General features: G+C 71.6%; 15 protein-coding genes. 8 read left to right on the top strand and 7 right to left on the bottom strand.

Translation table 11 applies throughout. The features are described from left to right. Positions 1–4: 4 nt before the first annotated feature. Together ACWDRW_RS04970 and ACWDRW_RS04975 are read left to right on the top strand one after the other, a co-directional pair. Positions 5–232: a DUF3107 domain-containing protein gene (locus tag ACWDRW_RS04970; RefSeq protein WP_361527432.1), complete on the top strand. Its 228-nt coding sequence runs from the start codon at positions 5–7 to the stop codon at positions 230–232. A 192-nt stretch (positions 233–424) separates the two neighbouring features. Continuing rightward, positions 425–694, top strand: coding sequence for a hypothetical protein (locus tag ACWDRW_RS04975; protein WP_451720194.1), 270 nt, complete (start codon positions 425–427; stop codon positions 692–694). Positions 695–783: 89 nt separating this feature from the next. On the opposite strand, the gene ACWDRW_RS04980 is transcribed toward ACWDRW_RS04975, so the two are convergent. Beyond that, positions 784–1521, bottom strand: a complete 738-nt coding sequence (locus ACWDRW_RS04980; protein ID WP_451720197.1) for a ferritin-like fold-containing protein — start codon at positions 1519–1521, stop codon at positions 784–786. Positions 1522–1990: 469 nt separating this feature from the next. Between ACWDRW_RS04980 and ACWDRW_RS04985 the strand changes: the two genes are divergently transcribed. Further along, the gene (locus tag ACWDRW_RS04985; RefSeq protein ID WP_451720200.1) at positions 1991–4702 is read left to right on the top strand and encodes a DEAD/DEAH box helicase; all 2712 of its coding nucleotides are present in this window, start codon (positions 1991–1993) and stop codon (positions 4700–4702) included. A gap of 676 nt (positions 4703–5378) precedes the next feature. Continuing rightward, positions 5379–6248 carry an alpha/beta fold hydrolase gene (locus tag ACWDRW_RS04990; protein WP_451720203.1) on the top strand — a complete coding sequence of 290 codons (870 nt, stop codon included), beginning with the start codon at positions 5379–5381 and terminating at the stop codon, positions 6246–6248. Here ACWDRW_RS04990 and ACWDRW_RS04995 read toward each other — a convergent pair. Then, the gene (locus ACWDRW_RS04995) at positions 6245–7135 is read right to left on the bottom strand and encodes an NYN domain-containing protein (protein WP_451720206.1); all 891 of its coding nucleotides are present in this window, start codon (positions 7133–7135) and stop codon (positions 6245–6247) included. The two genes, ACWDRW_RS04990 and ACWDRW_RS04995, sit on opposite strands and share 4 nt — an antisense overlap. Positions 7136–7310: 175 nt before the next feature. Between ACWDRW_RS04995 and ACWDRW_RS05000 the strand changes: the two genes are divergently transcribed. Further along, positions 7311–7463, top strand: a complete 153-nt coding sequence (locus ACWDRW_RS05000; protein ID WP_015658004.1) for a hypothetical protein — start codon at positions 7311–7313, stop codon at positions 7461–7463. 77 nt (positions 7464–7540) lie between these two features. Here ACWDRW_RS05000 and ACWDRW_RS05005 read toward each other — a convergent pair whose 3' ends face one another. The 3 genes from ACWDRW_RS05005 to ACWDRW_RS05015 all read right to left on the bottom strand — a co-directional run bounded on the left by ACWDRW_RS05005 (position 7541) and on the right by ACWDRW_RS05015 (position 9898). Then, a complete protein-coding gene (locus ACWDRW_RS05005) occupies positions 7541–8146 on the bottom strand; it encodes a MarC family protein (protein WP_451720209.1) in 606 nt (201 codons plus the stop codon). A gap of 50 nt (positions 8147–8196) precedes the next feature. Continuing rightward, positions 8197–9054 (bottom strand): PHP domain-containing protein, encoded by an 858-nt coding sequence (locus ACWDRW_RS05010; protein ID WP_451720212.1) that lies wholly within the window; start codon positions 9052–9054, stop codon positions 8197–8199. Between the two features lie 202 nt (positions 9055–9256). After that, complete coding sequence (locus ACWDRW_RS05015; protein WP_451720215.1) at positions 9257–9898, bottom strand: DUF6758 family protein; 642 nt, start codon at positions 9896–9898, stop codon at positions 9257–9259. A 172-nt stretch (positions 9899–10070) separates the two neighbouring features. Here ACWDRW_RS05015 and ACWDRW_RS05020 point away from each other — a divergent pair, with 172 nt between their 5' ends. Further along, complete coding sequence (locus ACWDRW_RS05020; RefSeq protein WP_451720218.1) at positions 10071–11294, top strand: MFS transporter; 1224 nt, start codon at positions 10071–10073, stop codon at positions 11292–11294. Between the two features lie 30 nt (positions 11295–11324). On the opposite strand, the gene ACWDRW_RS05025 is transcribed toward ACWDRW_RS05020, so the two are convergent. Continuing rightward, complete coding sequence (locus ACWDRW_RS05025; RefSeq protein WP_451720221.1) at positions 11325–11909, bottom strand: suppressor of fused domain protein; 585 nt, start codon at positions 11907–11909, stop codon at positions 11325–11327. Positions 11910–12373: 464 nt separating this feature from the next. Between ACWDRW_RS05025 and ACWDRW_RS05030 the strand changes: the two genes are divergently transcribed. Together ACWDRW_RS05030 and ACWDRW_RS05035 are read left to right on the top strand one after the other, a co-directional pair. Next, positions 12374–13504 carry a magnesium and cobalt transport protein CorA gene (locus ACWDRW_RS05030; protein ID WP_451720224.1) on the top strand — a complete coding sequence of 377 codons (1131 nt, stop codon included), beginning with the start codon at positions 12374–12376 and terminating at the stop codon, positions 13502–13504. Positions 13505–13538: 34 nt separating this feature from the next. Next, entirely contained in the window at positions 13539–14060 is a 522-nt protein-coding gene (locus tag ACWDRW_RS05035; RefSeq protein WP_451720227.1) for a hypothetical protein, read from the top strand. On the opposite strand, the gene ACWDRW_RS05040 is transcribed toward ACWDRW_RS05035, so the two are convergent. Further along, positions 14057–14746 (bottom strand): hypothetical protein, encoded by a 690-nt coding sequence (locus tag ACWDRW_RS05040; protein ID WP_451720374.1) that lies wholly within the window; start codon positions 14744–14746, stop codon positions 14057–14059. The two genes, ACWDRW_RS05035 and ACWDRW_RS05040, sit on opposite strands and share 4 nt — an antisense overlap. Positions 14747–14882 lie beyond the last annotated feature (136 nt).

Raw genomic sequence — 14882 nt, forward strand, 5'->3', positions numbered from 1 at the left:
AGCCGTGGAGGTCAAGATCGGCGTGCAGCACGCGCCCCGCGAGATCGTTCTGGAGAGCGGTCAGAGCGCCGAGGAGGTCGAGCGGGCCGTGTCGGAGGCGCTGGCCGGCAAGTCGGCGCTGCTGAGCCTCGTGGACGAGCACGGCCGCAAGGTCCTCGTCCCGGCCGACCGTCTCGCGTACGTCGAGCTCGGCGAGGCGGCCCCGCGCAAGGTGGGCTTCGGCGCGCTGTAAGCGGCAGCTGCACAGAAGGGCCCGGCGGTTTCGAACCGCCGGGCCCTTCGTCGTTCCTCGACTCCGTCCCCACCCGCCCTCCTTCACGGATGGAGCACAAGTCCAACACAGGGGAGGATTGGATTCCGCAGGTCAGGGGTATGACGGACGACGACCGTACCGAGCAGGCCGGCCATTGGGAGGGACCCCAACATGCTCTTGGAAGCGCTGAGTGCCGCGATCCTCGGCCTGGCCCTGTCATGGGCGGCGACGGCCCGACTGCCACACCGTCTGCCCGCCCGCTCCCTCGTCTTCGCGACGGGAGTCGCCGGGGCCCTCTTCGGCGCCTTCGTCACCCACACGGCGCTGGACCTGGGCAACCTGTTCCTGATCCTCGTGGGAGCCGCGGCGCTCTCGGCGGCATCCCTCTCGCTCCTGCTCCGCCCTTCGGGGGGCAGACTGGGCCGTCGGGCGACGGCGTGAAGCGATAACGCCCCGGGGCGCGGGGAACCGCGCGACCGGCCACACACGACCGCGAGCCGCGCAACGCCCCGAGCCGCCCTCGGGAAGCGCTACGCCGCCAGGCCCAGCGCGGCCATCCGCTTCGTGTGCGCCTCGGTGATCCGGGAGAACATCCGCCCCACCTCGGCGAGATCGAAACCGTCGGCGACCCCGCCGACCAGCATCGTCGACAGCGCGTCACGGTCGGCGACCACCCGCTGGGACTGCGACAGCGCCTCGCCCATCAGCCGCCGGGCCCACAGGGCGAGCCGCCCGCCCACCCGCGGATCGGCGTCGATGGCGGCCCGCACCTTCTCCACCGCGAACCCCGCGTGGCCGGTGTCGTCCAGCACCGCCAGGACCAGCTCGCGCGTGTCCGAGTCGAGGCGAGCCGCGACCTCCCGGTAGAAGTCGCTGGCGATCGAGTCGCCGACGTACGCCTTGACGAGCCCTTCGAGCCAGTCCGACGGCGCCGTCTGCTTGTGGAAGCCGTCCAGCGCGGCGACGAACGGCTCCATCGCGGCCGTCGGCTCCTCACCGATCGAGGTCAGCCGGTCGCGCAGCTGCTCGAAGTGGTGGAACTCGGCCGACGCCATCTTCGCCAGCTCCGCCTTGTCCGCCAGCGTCGGCGCCAGCTTGGCGTCCTCCGCGAGCCGCTCGAACGCCGCGAGCTCGCCGTACGCGAGCGCGCCGAGGAGATCGACGACCGCGGCCTGGTACTGCGGGTCGGCGGAGGCCTGGGCCCAGTCCCGGGCGGCCACTCCGGTGTGCTCGGCGGGTGCGTCAGAGGTGTTGTCAGGCGTCGTCATGAAGCGCACAATAGTCCGCTCGCCGTGCCACGGAAGTCCCTGGTCAATCAGTGTGACGACGGCTACGTGACCAAATCGGCCATCACGTGTGCGTGATTCCGGGGTATGGTGGTAATGCGCCTGCCGAGTATTCGACGGGCCGCACGTATGAGGATGCCCGGTCGGTGGCCCGATCGGCTCCGACCCGACAGCCCCTCGTCCGTACGGCACTGTGCGTACGGATTCCCGGGGGGACACCCTCAGCGGTACGAGCGCTAGAGCGTCGGCAGTGGTCCCGTGCCCTACGGCTTCGCCCGTAAGGCAGCCGACGTCCCCGGCACGGTCCGTCAAGACCCCCGCGCTCGCCTCGCACCGCGCTCACAGAAGAGGCAGCACCCTGACTACGACTTTCCGAGAGCTCGGAATCCTTCCCGAGACCGCCGAGGCCCTGGAGGCCGTCGGCATCGTCAACCCCTTCCCCATCCAGGAGATGACGCTCCCCGTCGCCCTCTCGGGCACCGACGTCATCGGCCAGGCCAAGACCGGTACCGGCAAGACGCTGGGCTTCGGTCTCCCGCTCCTGGAGCGCGTCACCGTCCCCGCCGACGTAGAGGCCGGCCGCGCCAAGCCCGAGGACCTGACCGACGCCCCGCAGGCGCTCGTCGTCGTCCCCACCCGCGAGCTGTGCACCCAGGTCACCAACGACCTGCTGACCGCCGGCAAGGTGCGGAACGTCCGCGTTCTCGCGATCTACGGCGGCCGGGCCTACGAGCCTCAGGTCGAGGCCCTGAAGAAGGGCGTCGACGTCATCGTCGGCACCCCGGGCCGACTGCTGGACCTCGCGGGCCAGAAGAAGCTCAACCTCCAGCACGTCAAGGCGCTCGTCCTCGACGAGGCCGACGAGATGCTCGACCTGGGCTTCCTGCCCGACGTCGAGAAGATCATCGCCATGCTTCCGGCCCGCCGCCAGACCATGCTGTTCTCGGCGACCATGCCCGGCGCGGTGATCGGTCTCGCGCGCCGCTACATGTCCCAGCCCACCCACATCCGCGCCACCGCGCCGGACGACGAGGGCGTGACGGTCGCCAACATCGCGCAGCACGTGTACCGCGCGCACAACATGGACAAGCCCGAGATGGTCGCGCGCATACTGCAGGCCGACGGCCGGGGACTGGCCATGGTCTTCTGCCGTACGAAGCGCACCGCGGCCGATCTCGCCGACCAGCTCAAGCAGCGTGGCTTCGCCTCGGGCGCGGTCCACGGCGACCTGGGCCAGGGCGCCCGTGAGCAGGCGCTGCGCGCCTTCCGTAACGGCAAGGTGGACGTCCTCGTCTGCACCGACGTCGCCGCCCGCGGCATCGACGTCGAGGGCGTGACGCACGTCATCAACTACCAGTCCCCCGAGGACGAGAAGACCTACCTGCACCGCATCGGCCGTACGGGCCGCGCGGGCGCGTCGGGTACGGCGATCACGCTCGTCGACTGGGACGACATCCCGCGCTGGCAGCTGATCAACAAGGCGCTGGAGCTGAACTTCAGCGATCCGCCGGAGACGTACTCCACCTCCCCGCACCTCTTCGAGGAGCTGAGCATCCCCGCGGGCACCAAGGGTGTCCTGCCGCGCTCGGAGCGTACGCGCGCGGGTCTGGACGCGGAGGAGCTGGAGGACCTCGGCGAGACCGGTGGCCGCGGTGCGCGCGGTCGCGGTGGCCGGGGCGGTCGTGGCGACGGCCGCGACGAGTCCCGTACGGCCGAGCGCGAGCGCCCGGCGCGCACGCCTCGCCGCCGCCGCCGCACCCGTGGCGGTGCCGCGCTGGACGCGACCACGGCGCCGGCCGCGGAGACCACCGAGTCGGCCACGGACGAGTCCGCCACGACCCGCACCCCGCGCCGCCGCCGTCGCACCCGCGGCGGAGCCGCGCCCGAGTCGGTCGCGACGACTCCCACGGCGACGGAGTGGGCGGAAGCCGCCGTCGACACCGCCGAGGGCACGGCTCCTACGGCGGAGGCGGCCCCGCAGTCCCTGGAGGCCCCGGCCAAGCCACGCCGCCGCCGTACCCGCAAGTCCGCGGAGCCGACGGAGATCGCGGCCGAGCAGGTGGTCGCCGAGACGCCCGCGCCGCTCGCCGAGCCCACGGAGGCCGAGCCCAGGCCGCGCCGCCGTACGCCTAAGGCGGCCGAGCCGACGGAGATCGCGGCCGAGCACGCCGTGGAGACGCCGGCGGAGCCCACGGAAACCGAGGCCAAGCCGCGCCGCCGCACCCGCAAGGCGACCGAGCCGGCCGCCGAGGCCGCGGTGGACACCGCGGAGGCGACCGAGGCCAAGCCGCGCCGCACCCGCAAGGCCACGGCGGCGACGGAGACCACCGTCGACACCGCCGAGACCAAGCCCCGGCGCGCCCGCAAGGCGACGGCAGCCGCCGAGGCCGCGGTCGACACGGCCGAGGCCGTAGAGGCCAAGCCGAAGACGCGCCGCACCCGCAAGGCCGCCGAGCCGACGCCGGAGTCGACGGAGGCGGCCGTCGAGGCCGCGCCGCGTCGCCGGACCCGCAAGGCCGCCGAGGCCGCGGTGGACACCGCGGAGGCGACCGAGGCCAAGCCCCGGCGCACCCGCAAGGCCACGGCACCGGCCGAGACCGCGGTCGACACCGCCGAGACCAAGCCGCGCCGCACCCGCAAGGCCACGGCCACCGCCGAGATCCCGGCCCAGGCGGCCCAGGAGCCGGAGACCGCCGAGGCCAAGCCCCGGCGGACCCGTAAGGCGACCGCCGCGGCCGAGGCCGCGGTCGACACGGCCGAGGGCACGGAGGCGAAGCCGAAGGTCCGCCGGACGCGCAAGGCCGTCGAGGCCGCGCCGGAGTCGGAGGCGACCGAGGCCAAGCCGCGCCGCACCCGCAAGGCTGCGGCGCCCGCCGAGACCGCGGTCGACACCGCCGAGGCCGCGCCGAAGACGCGCCGGACGCGCAAGACGGCGGAGCCGACGCCGGAGTCGACGGAGGCCGCCGCCGTGGCCAAGCCGCGCCGGACGCGCAAGGCCGCGGCCACCGCCGCGACCGCCGAGATCCCGGCCCAGGCCGCGGACGAGCCGACGGCCCCGCGCCGCCGGACCCGGAAGGCGACGGCAGCCACCGAGGAGGCGGCGGAGCCCAAGCCGCGCCGCACCCGCAAGGCCACGGTCGCCGCAGAGCCCACGGAGAGCTGATCTCCGCACCGAACGGCCCGTTCCCACCCACAGGGGGACGGGCCGTTCGCCGTCTCAGGACCCGCCCAACACCCTGCCCGCCTCCAGGACGAGCCGCCCCCGACGCGCAGGCCCACAACCACCCGTCGGATCTGCCCCGACACCCCTGCCCGGCCCGCCGGACCACTCGCCCGACGCGCCCCGGCCCAGCTCGGATCCCGGCCCCCACCCCACGCGCCACGACCCACAACCGCCCGGACCCCGAACCCCGGACTCCTCACCCCACCCACCCCTGCCGCCCGGCACCCCTTCCACCCCGCCCACCCCACGCGCCACGACCCACAACCGCCCGGACCCCGGACTCCTCACCCCACCCACCCCTGCCGCCCGGCACCCCTTCCACCCCGCCCACCCCACGCGCCACGACCCACGACCGCCCGAACCCCGGACTCCTCACCCCACCCACCCCTGCCGCCCGGCACCCCTTCCACCCCGCCCACCCCACGCGCCACGACCCACGACCGCCCGGACCCCGGACTCCTCACCCCACCCACCCCTGCCGCCCGGCCCAAACCCACCCTCCAGGCCCGCCCAGCACCCCCGCCCGGCACCCCTTCCACCCCGCCCACCTCCCGCACCGCGCACCGCGCACCGGCCGGTCGCCCTCCTCTCCCCGTCCCCCGCTACCCTCACCCCCGTGACCACCCCCGCCCCCGCCCCGCTCACCCCGCCCCCCGGCGCCCGCGCCTACTCTCTGCGTACCGCGCGCGGGGAGTTCGCCGTCGTCGACTGTCCCGTGCCGGACGGCGTCGCGCGGCGGGGTGTCGCCGTGTTGCTGCCCGGGTTCACCGGCAGCAAGGAGGACTTCGGTCTGCTGCATGTGCCGCTCGCCGCACGCGGGTACCGTACGGTCGCCGTGGACGGGCGGGGACAGTACGAGTCCGACGGGCCCGCCGATGACGAATCGGCCTACGCTCAAGGGGAGTTGGCGAAGGACGTGCTCGCGCAGACGGAAGCCCTGGGCGCCCCGGTCCATCTCGTCGGGCACTCCCTCGGCGGTCAGATCGCCCGCGCCGCCGTCCTGCTCGACCCCTCCCCCTTCCGGTCCCTCACCCTCGTCGCGTCCGGCCCCGCCGAGATCTCCGTCCCCCAGCAGCAGCGCGTCAAGCTGCTGAGCGACGCGCTCGCCGTGATGACGATGCCGGAGGTCTGGGACGCGATCCTGGCCATGGGCCCGCCCGAGGAGGTCGGCGGCCCGGCACGCGGACTCGGCGGACTCGACCACCTGCGCCGCCGCTGGCTGGGCAACAAACCCGCCCAACTCAAAGCGACCGGTCGGCAGTTGTGCACCGAGCCGGACCGCGTCGCCGAACTGGCCGCCGCACCCCTGCCGTTCCACGTCCTGTCGGGCGAGCAGGACGACACGTGGCCGGTGCGCATCCTGGACGAGATGGCCGTACGGCTGCACGCGCGCCGCACGGTCGTCCCCGGCGCCGAGCACTCCCCCAACACGGACCGCCCCGGCCCCACGGCCGAAGCCCTCGCCGACTTCTGGGACCGGAATTAGTACTGCGCCTGCAAGTGCTCCCAGAACCCGTCCCGCAGCGCCCGCCGCAGATCCGCCTGGCCGCGCAGCGAGTACTGCAGCAGGCCCTCCGCTTCCACCAGCAGGTCCTGGTCGACGGAGCCCGGGAGGTACGGATGCCCCGGCAGCAGTTCCACCAGTGACTCCCGGCCCCTCGCCGCGAGCCACTTCGCCGCGATCTGGGCGCCGACGAACCGCACGTCCTCGCGGGTGGGCCGGGCCACCGGCACCTCGTAGGCGGCGGTGCGCCGGGACACGTACGGCTTGAAGAAGTCGAGGTCGAGGGTGCGCTGGCTGTCGACCTCCCAGAGCAGCGGCTCGGCCTGGTTGCGCCCCTCCGGGGCCTCGATGCCCCAGAGATGGACCCGGGCGCCGTACCCCTGGGCCGCCTCGACCGCGGAGACCAGGTCCTCGTCGCCGCCGAGGAGCGCCGCGTCGCTGATGGCGCGGTGCCGGGCGAGCGACTCGAGGTCAGTGCGGATCAGCGAGTCGACGCCTTTCTGCTGGTTGTTGGAGTTGAGGTTGCCGAGCCGCACCTTCACGTCCGGCAGCTCGGCGATCGACTGCTGCTCGGCGGTGTGGATACGGCGCCGGGCGCCGTCGTACCAGTAGACGCGCAGCAGTCTGCTGTCCGCGAAGATCGTGCGGGCGCGGTCGATCAGCGCCTCGATCAGTCCCTCCGCGTCCAGGTCGAAGGCGCGCCGGTCCTCGGTGCCGGCGACGAGCCGGCCCGCGGCCGCGTACAGATATCCCGCGTCGACGAAGATCGCATGGGTCGAGGGTGTCTTCGCCACCTCGGCGAGCATGCGCTGGAGCAACTCGTTGGTGCGGTCGATACGGGCGCCGAGCGCCGCGAGGTCGTCGTTCATCAGCTCCATTGTCCCGGCGGTCACGCTGCGAACACAACCGGTCCCGCTCGGTCTCACGACCACCGCTTACCGGTCAGTAATTAGTCGTTCGAAAAATTTCCTTAGCGTAGGGAATGTTTGTAACAAGCAAACCGTTGACTCGTACGTACCAAGGAACCAGACGAAGGGAGAAGCGATGCGCTTCGAGATCATGCGACTGGATGAGGTCAACGGCACGACCGTGGACAGCACCGTCGTGGACGCCGCCTCCGTCAACCGGATCGTTCAGCAGGCCGCGGCGATCGGACAGCGGCTGTGGATCCGCCCGGCCGAGGTTTCCGCCTCGTAACCCGGATCCCACCCACCAAGCTTCAGGGCCCCGTACGGAAACGCCGTACGGGGCCCTGCGCGTGTCCGCGGCGGCGGTCAGCTCGCCTGGATCACCTGCGTGACGCCGTTGATGATCTGCTGCACGGCGATCGCGGAGAGCATCATGCCCGCGAGCCGGGTCACCAGCACCACGCCGCCGTCCTTGATGACCCGGATGATCAGCAGCGAGTACCGCATGACCAGCCACAGCACGACATGGATGGCGAGGATCGCCGTCCACACCGAGACCTGCGTGGTCACGCTGTCGGCCTTCTGCACGGCCAGGATGACGGACACGATCGCACCCGGTCCGGCGAGCAGCGGCATGCCCAGCGGTACGAGGGCGACGTTGACGTCCTTGGTCTGCTTCGGCTCATCCGTCTTGCCGGTGAGCAGGTCGAGCGCGATGAGCAGGAGCAGCAGCCCACCCGCGATCATCAGCGCGGGCACGGACACGTGCAGGTAGTTCAGGATCTGGTGCCCGAGCAGCCCGAAGACGGTGATCACACCGCCGGCCACACAGACGGCCTGGAACGCCATCCGCCGCTGCACCTTGGCGGGCCGGCCGGAGGTGAGCGCCAGGAAGATCGGGGTGATCCCAGGGGGATCCATGATGACAAAAAGGGTCAGAAAGAGAGAGCCGAAGACGGCAACGTCGAACATCAGTGAAGGGCCTTGCTGAGAAACGTACGGGTGAGCGCGAGGGTGAGGGCTCAGGCTCCGCCGGTCCCCGGGACGGGGAAGGCACCGGTCGCGCGGCGCGTGATCTCGCCGTACACCTCGGGGTCGGTGGTGTACTCGCCGAGGACACAGGTCTTGCGGCTGCCGTGGTAGTCGCTGGAGCCGGTGGTCAGCAGCCCGAGTTCCTTGCCGAGGCCGCGCAGCCGGGCCCGGGTGTCCGGGTCGTGGTCCATGTGGTCGACCTCGATGCCGTCGAGTCCGGCCGCGGCGAGCTCGGCGATGGCCGACTCGGGCACGGTACGGCCCCGCTTGGCGGCCGCCGGGTGCGCGAACACGGCGACTCCGCCGGCGCCCTTGATCAGCCGGATCGCCTCGAACGGATCCGTCTCGTGCTTCTCCATGTAGGCCCGCCCGCCGTCGGCCAGCCAGTCCTGGGTGAAGGCGTCGCCCACGGTCGGGACGACCCCCAGCTCGACCAGCGCGGAGGCGACGTGCGGCCGTCCGACGGAGCCGTCACCGGCGATCCGCGAGACCTGCTCCCAGGTCACCGGCACGCCCAGCGCGTTCAGCTTGGCGATCATGCCCTTGGCCCGCGGCACCCGGTCGTCCCGCACGAGCTCGCGCTCGGCGAGCAGCGCCGGCTCCTCGGGGTCGAAGAGGTAGGCCAGCATGTGCATGCTGATCCCGTCGACACGACAGGACAGTTCGGCCCCGGTGACCAGCGTCAGCCCCTCGGGGAGCGCGGCGACGGCCTCGGCGTACCCACGGGTGGTGTCGTGATCGGTGAGCGCCACGACGTCGAGCCCGGCAGCGGCGGCATTGCGCACCAGCTCGGCGGGCGTGTCCGTGCCGTCGGAAGCGGTGGAGTGGGTGTGCAGATCGATACGCACGCGCGGACTCCAACGGGGACGGACGGAAAGCGGACACGCCAAGGATAGCGTCAAAAGGAAGGGGTCCTGTCACACCCGTCATGGGGTTTCGGTTCTTACGAACTCGCCGTGTGAGACTCCGGCAGGGGCGCGGGGAACTGCGCGAGCAGCCACGACGAGCCCGCCCCCGCCCGACGCCGCGCGCCCCCACCCGCCAGGGCTTCTACGGCTCGAGCAAGCGCGGCGACAAGGCACCGCACGGCACCAGATCCACTTCCGCCCCCGCGTCGCGCAGATCCGTCAGCACCAGTTCGTCGTACATCAGCAGGCCCGTCTGCTCGGGCCACACCACGGCCCACAGCCACAGCCCTCGCGCCTCACCGGCGAACACGGCCCGGTCGTCGGGCGAGCCGGTGACATGCCAGAGCGGAGTCGGCCGGCCCGCCGCGAGCACCTTCGCCTGGGGCGGCTTCTCGACGTTCATGTACGGACCCGGATCCGGCCCGTCGATCCCCGCGTACCGCGCGCCGAGCCCGACGCCCAGTTCCTCGGCCACCAGGATCAGCTCGCCCATCCCGCCGAGCGGGCCGGGACCGGTGCAGGCGACCGCCGTCGCGCGGCCCCCGCTGCGGTCGTCCCCCGCGCACGCGACCCCCGTGAACAGCCAGCCGACCGGCAGCGGCCACGGCATCCACACCGGAACCTGCGTGCGATGCACGACGACGCTGAGGGCCTCGACGCTGGGCGGGATCACGGGCTGCAGCGGATGCACAGTGCCGTGCACATCGCACTGCCAGGAATCGGCGAAGAGTCCGGGAGCCCTGACCCGGCCACCACACTTCGGGCAACTGGGTTCGCCCCTCATAGGGCTCCACGGTCCTACCCCTTCTCCGCCACGTCAAGGACGATCACCCGTCCGGACGGAACCGCCGGACCGACGCCAAACTAGATGTAGTTTACATTAATTAGCCGAGCTAACTTATCATGTGTAAACACCAACCATCTCGACCCGGGGAATCTCCGGGATTGGAGTCACCATGGACCCCTTCAACGCGGGAACCGGCGGTCTCCTGCGGCAGCCCAGGGCCGTGTGGGCGACGGCCGGGGCGTCCGTCGTCGCCTTCATGGGCATCGGCCTCGTCGACCCGATCCTGCCGTCGATCGCCCGGGGCCTGGACGCCTCGGCGAGCCAGGTCTCCCTGCTGTTCACCTCGTACTTCCTGATCACGGCCGTGGCGATGCTGGTCACCGGCTTCGTCTCCAGCCGGATCGGCGGCCGCAGGACACTGCTGCTCGGCCTCGCCCTCGTGGTGGTCTTCGCGGGCCTGGCGGGCACCTCGGACTCGGTCGCCGAACTGGTCGGCTTCCGCGCGGGCTGGGGCCTCGGCAACGCGCTCTTCGTCTCCACCGCCCTCGCCGTCATCGTCGGCGCGGCGGCGGGCGGCAGCGAGGCGGCGATCCTGCTCTACGAGTCCGCGCTCGGCCTCGGCATGGCCTGCGGCCCGCTGCTGGGCGCCCTGCTCGGCGACGCCAGCTGGCGCTACCCGTTCTTCGGCACGGCCTTCCTGATGGCGGTCGGCTTCCTGTGCATCACGGCGTTCCTGAAGGAGCAGCCCAAGCCGGCCCGGAAGACCTCACTGCTCGACCCGGTCAAGGCACTCGGCCACGGCGGCCTGGCCTCCGCCGCGGTCTCGTCGTTCTTCTACAACTACACGTTCTTCACCGTGCTGGCCTTCACCCCGTTCGTGCTGGACATGACCCCGTACAAGTCGGGAGCGGTGTTCTTCGCCTGGGGTGTGCTGCTCGCCGTCTTCTCGGTGCTCGTGGCACCGCGGCTGCAGAAGCGGTTCGGTTCGCTGAAGGTGCTCGGCGGCTCGCTGGTGCTGGTCGCGGCCGACGTCCTCGTCCTCGGCTACGGAGACCACACCACCGCCGTCGTCTGCACGATCCTGTCCGGCGCCTTCATCGGGGTGAACAACACCGTCTACACGGAGCTGGCGCTCGGCGTGTCGGACGCCCCGCGCCCGGTGGCGAGCGCGGGCTACAACTTCGTGCGCTGGTTCGCCGCCGCCGCGGCGCCCTACTTCGCGCCGAAGATCGAGGAGTGGACCGACGTCCACATGCCGTTCGTGGTGGCGGCGGTCACCGCCGTCCTGGGTGCGGGCGTGGTCGTCGTACGGCGCAAGGCGCTCACGAGCGAGGCCGAGGAGCCGGAGCCGCGGCACGCGATCGAGGACGGTGTCGCCGTCTTTGCCAACTGACCTGTGGCGGTGGCTGATTGGTGACGTTGCTCACGCCAGGGAGACCGACGCGCGGGACGGATCCCGGAGGTCCGTCCCGTGGGTCAGCCAGCGCTCCTGGAGCGCCTGGGCGCCGTGCACGCGCTTCCAGGCGGCCTCGTTCGGCGTCATGGGGAGCAGCGGCAGGAAGTGGACGGGGTTTATGGGCTCGTCCAGTTCCAGATCCTCGACCAGACCGCCGGGCTCGGCGACCAGGACCGAGGTGAACGGCGCCCCGGGCCACAGGGGTTCACCCACGTCGAGCGAGGCGCCGGGGGCCACGACGACGCCCTCGACCTGCGGGGACGCGGCCAGTACCGCGAGGGCGCGGAGCACCTTGTCGGTGTCGGCGAGGCCCGCGCGGACCGAGATGACCAGCTCGGCGCGAGGGCCCTTGACGGGATCGGCGACCATGGCGGTGGGGTCGGTCATGGGGTGCGCGGACATGCCGAGGGTGGCGTAGCGGACGATGTCGTCCTCGTGGAAACGCAGTACCTCGACGCGGTCCGTGCCGAGGAAGGTGACCGCGGCGCGGGCGTCCGGTTCGCCCAGCGCGGAGCGCAACCGGGCCTCGACCAGAGGAAGAACATCAGCCATGCGGCGAGCATAGAACTCGTCAGTACCGGGCAAAGCAGCGCCTTGACACTTCAGTCGGCTGATACTCTTGCCCGGTGGTTCGGGGCAGCACGCAGAAGCGTAGCGGTCAGGCCCCGACGCCGACGACACTCCCCTACGGGGGACCGGCCGGAGGAGGTGGGGCTGCAATGGATCGAAGTCGCCCGTGCAGTAGCACCCGCTCTTCCCGCCGCTGACGTAGCTGCTCTGCTTCTAGCCGGCTGCCACCTCTCGCCTGCCTTTCACCGTGGAAGAGCCTTCGTTTCGTTTCGCCTGATCTGTCAGTCAGCAGCAGTAGCTGAACCAGCAGCGAAGCTCGCCACCGCGACGGTGCGGTGCTCCCCGCTTTGTGGACGTGCCAAACATCAAAGGCCTGGACGTCCCCATTCCGGGTAGTTCCACCCGTCGCAGCGGCCTTTCGTTGCCTGCTCGCGAAGGAGCCTGCCATGTCGATGATCCGTGACCTGCGTGCCGCGGTCCGCCCGACCCGTACCTCGCTGCGCAAGGGGATCCACCTGGACAGCAGCGGCCCGTACGACACCACCCGTGACCCCGCGACGCCCTCCGCCGTCGTCGACTGCGCCGTCTACCGCGACGGCGCGCGCGTCGAGAGCGGACGGCAGCTCAGCCCGCACGAGGCGATGCGCCATGTGCGGCGCGACGGAGGGTTCGTCTGGATCGGCCTGCACGAGCCGACCGAGGCCGAATTCGCCGGTATCGCCGCCGAGTTCGGGCTGCACCCGCTGGCCGTCGAGGACGCCGTCCAGGCCCACCAGCGGCCCAAGCTGGAGCGCTACGACGACTCGCTGTTCACCGTGTTCAAGACGGTCCACTACGTCGAGCACGACGAACTCACCGCCACCAGCGAGGTGGTGGAGACCGGCGAGGTCATGTGCTTCACCGGCCGGGACTTCTTCATCACCGTCCGGCACGGCGGGCAGGGCTCGTTGCGGGCGCTCAGGCACCGGCTGCAGGACGACCCGGAGCTGCTCGCCAAGGGCCCCTCGGCGGTGCTGCACGCCATCGCCGACCATGTCGTGGACGGCTACATCGCCGTCGCCGACGCGCTCCAGGACGACATCGACGACGTGGAGACGGACGTCTTCTCGCCGGGCCGCAAGGGCAGCCCGCGCGGTACGGACGCCGGCCGGATCTACCAACTCAAGCGCGAGATCCTGGAGTTCAAGCGGGCGGTGTCGCCGCTGCTGCGGCCGATGCAGCTGCTGAGCGAGCGGCCGATGCGGCTGATCGACCCGGACATCCAGAAGTACTTCCGGGACGTCGCCGACCACCTGGCCCGCGTCCAGGAGCAGGTCGTCGGCTTCGACGAGCTCCTCAACTCGATCCTCCAGGCCAACCTCGCGCAGGCGTCCGTGGCGCAGAACGAGGACATGCGGAAGATCACCTCGTGGGCCGCGATCATCGCCGTACCGACGATGGTCTGTGGTGTGTACGGCATGAACTTCGACCACATGCCCGAGACGCACTGGAAGTACGGCTATCCGCTGGTGCTCGGGGTGACGGTGGCGATCTGTCTGGGCATCCACCGCACGCTCAAGCGCAACGGCTGGCTCTAGGGGCGGCTCTAGCGGCGCTGGCTAGGCTGGGCTCATGACAAGTGAGCTGCTCGATCAGGCCCTCGTCGAGGAGGCCACGAAGAAGTCCGGGCTGATCTGGGTCAAGGGGCCCTCGGTCCCCGCCCGGGCGCTGTGGCACGTGTGGCACGACGGCGCGGCCTGTGTCGTCGGCGACGGGCCCGGCGAACAGCCGCTGCCGGGGCTCTCCGACGGCGGCGCGGCCGAGGTCACCGTCCGCAGCAAGGACAAAGGCGGCCGGCTGGTCTCGTGGTCGGCGAAGGTCGTGGAGCTGGCCTCGGGGTCCGAGCAGTGGCAGGCGACGGTCGCGGAGCTCAAGGGCAAGCGGCTCAACGCGCCCGACGGCGAGGCCATGCCGGAGCGCTGGGGCCGCGAGTGCCGGGTGCTGCGCCTGGAGCCGACGGGGTCCACCGCTCCGCTGCCGGACGCCGACCTGTCCGCGGCGCCGCTGCCGTCCCCGGCGACCACCCGCCGCCCGATCCCCGCGGGTCTGCCGAAGCTGCTGTTCAAGGGGCGCGGGCGGAAGAAGAACGCCTAGGACGTCGGCAGCTGCTTGCCGTAGTCGACCGTCTCGTCCTTCTTCGGCTCCTCCAGGGTGAAGTTCTCGCCCCAGGAGGAGAAGGTCAGGGTGCCGGCGCCGCCGCCGCGGACCAGGCGCAGGGGGTACGGCGTGCCCTCCAGGGAGACGTCGAGCGAGCCGCCGGAGCCCTGGTCGCCGGTGATGCGGACCGTGCGGACGCCGGACTGTTCATGACGTCCGTCGGTCTCGACCTTGCCGTGCAGGGTCAGCAGCCCGTCGAGGAGCACGTCCATGTCCGTGAACCCGCTGAACTTCTTGTACGAGGGATCCCCCGCGGGCACCTTCACGTACTTGCCGTTGAGTTTGGCTGCCGCCGCCGCGTCCGCGTCCCCGTCGCTCCAGAAGTCCGCGTCCGCCATCAGGAACAGCTGCTCGTCGATCCGCAGCAGCCGGAAGGTCGCCCCCTCGGCGGTGACCGATCCCATGCCGCCGTCGGCCTTCAGCCGCATGTCGAGCTTGTAGGTGCGGCCACTGGTGACGACGTTCCCCGCGAGGTGCACGGCGTCGGCGGCCCCGGCGGCGGTGAGCGTCTTGCGCTGGATCTGGTCGGCGGACAGCTTGCCGACCCCGTTCGTCCCCGCGTCGGGATCCTCGCTGCTGCATCCCGTCAGGCCCGTCACGACCAGGGCGCACAGCGCGCTCATCAGCACAGCCCTGCGGGTGCTCGCAGTCACAGGTGGCGCTGCCTTTCTGACGGGGGTCCTGACCGGCGTACGGCAGCGTACCGGGGTCCGGAGAGCGCGGCGGAGTCAGTCCGTCCGGACCGCTCACCAGGGCGTA

This window comes from Streptomyces sp. NPDC003635 (genome assembly GCF_053587635.1).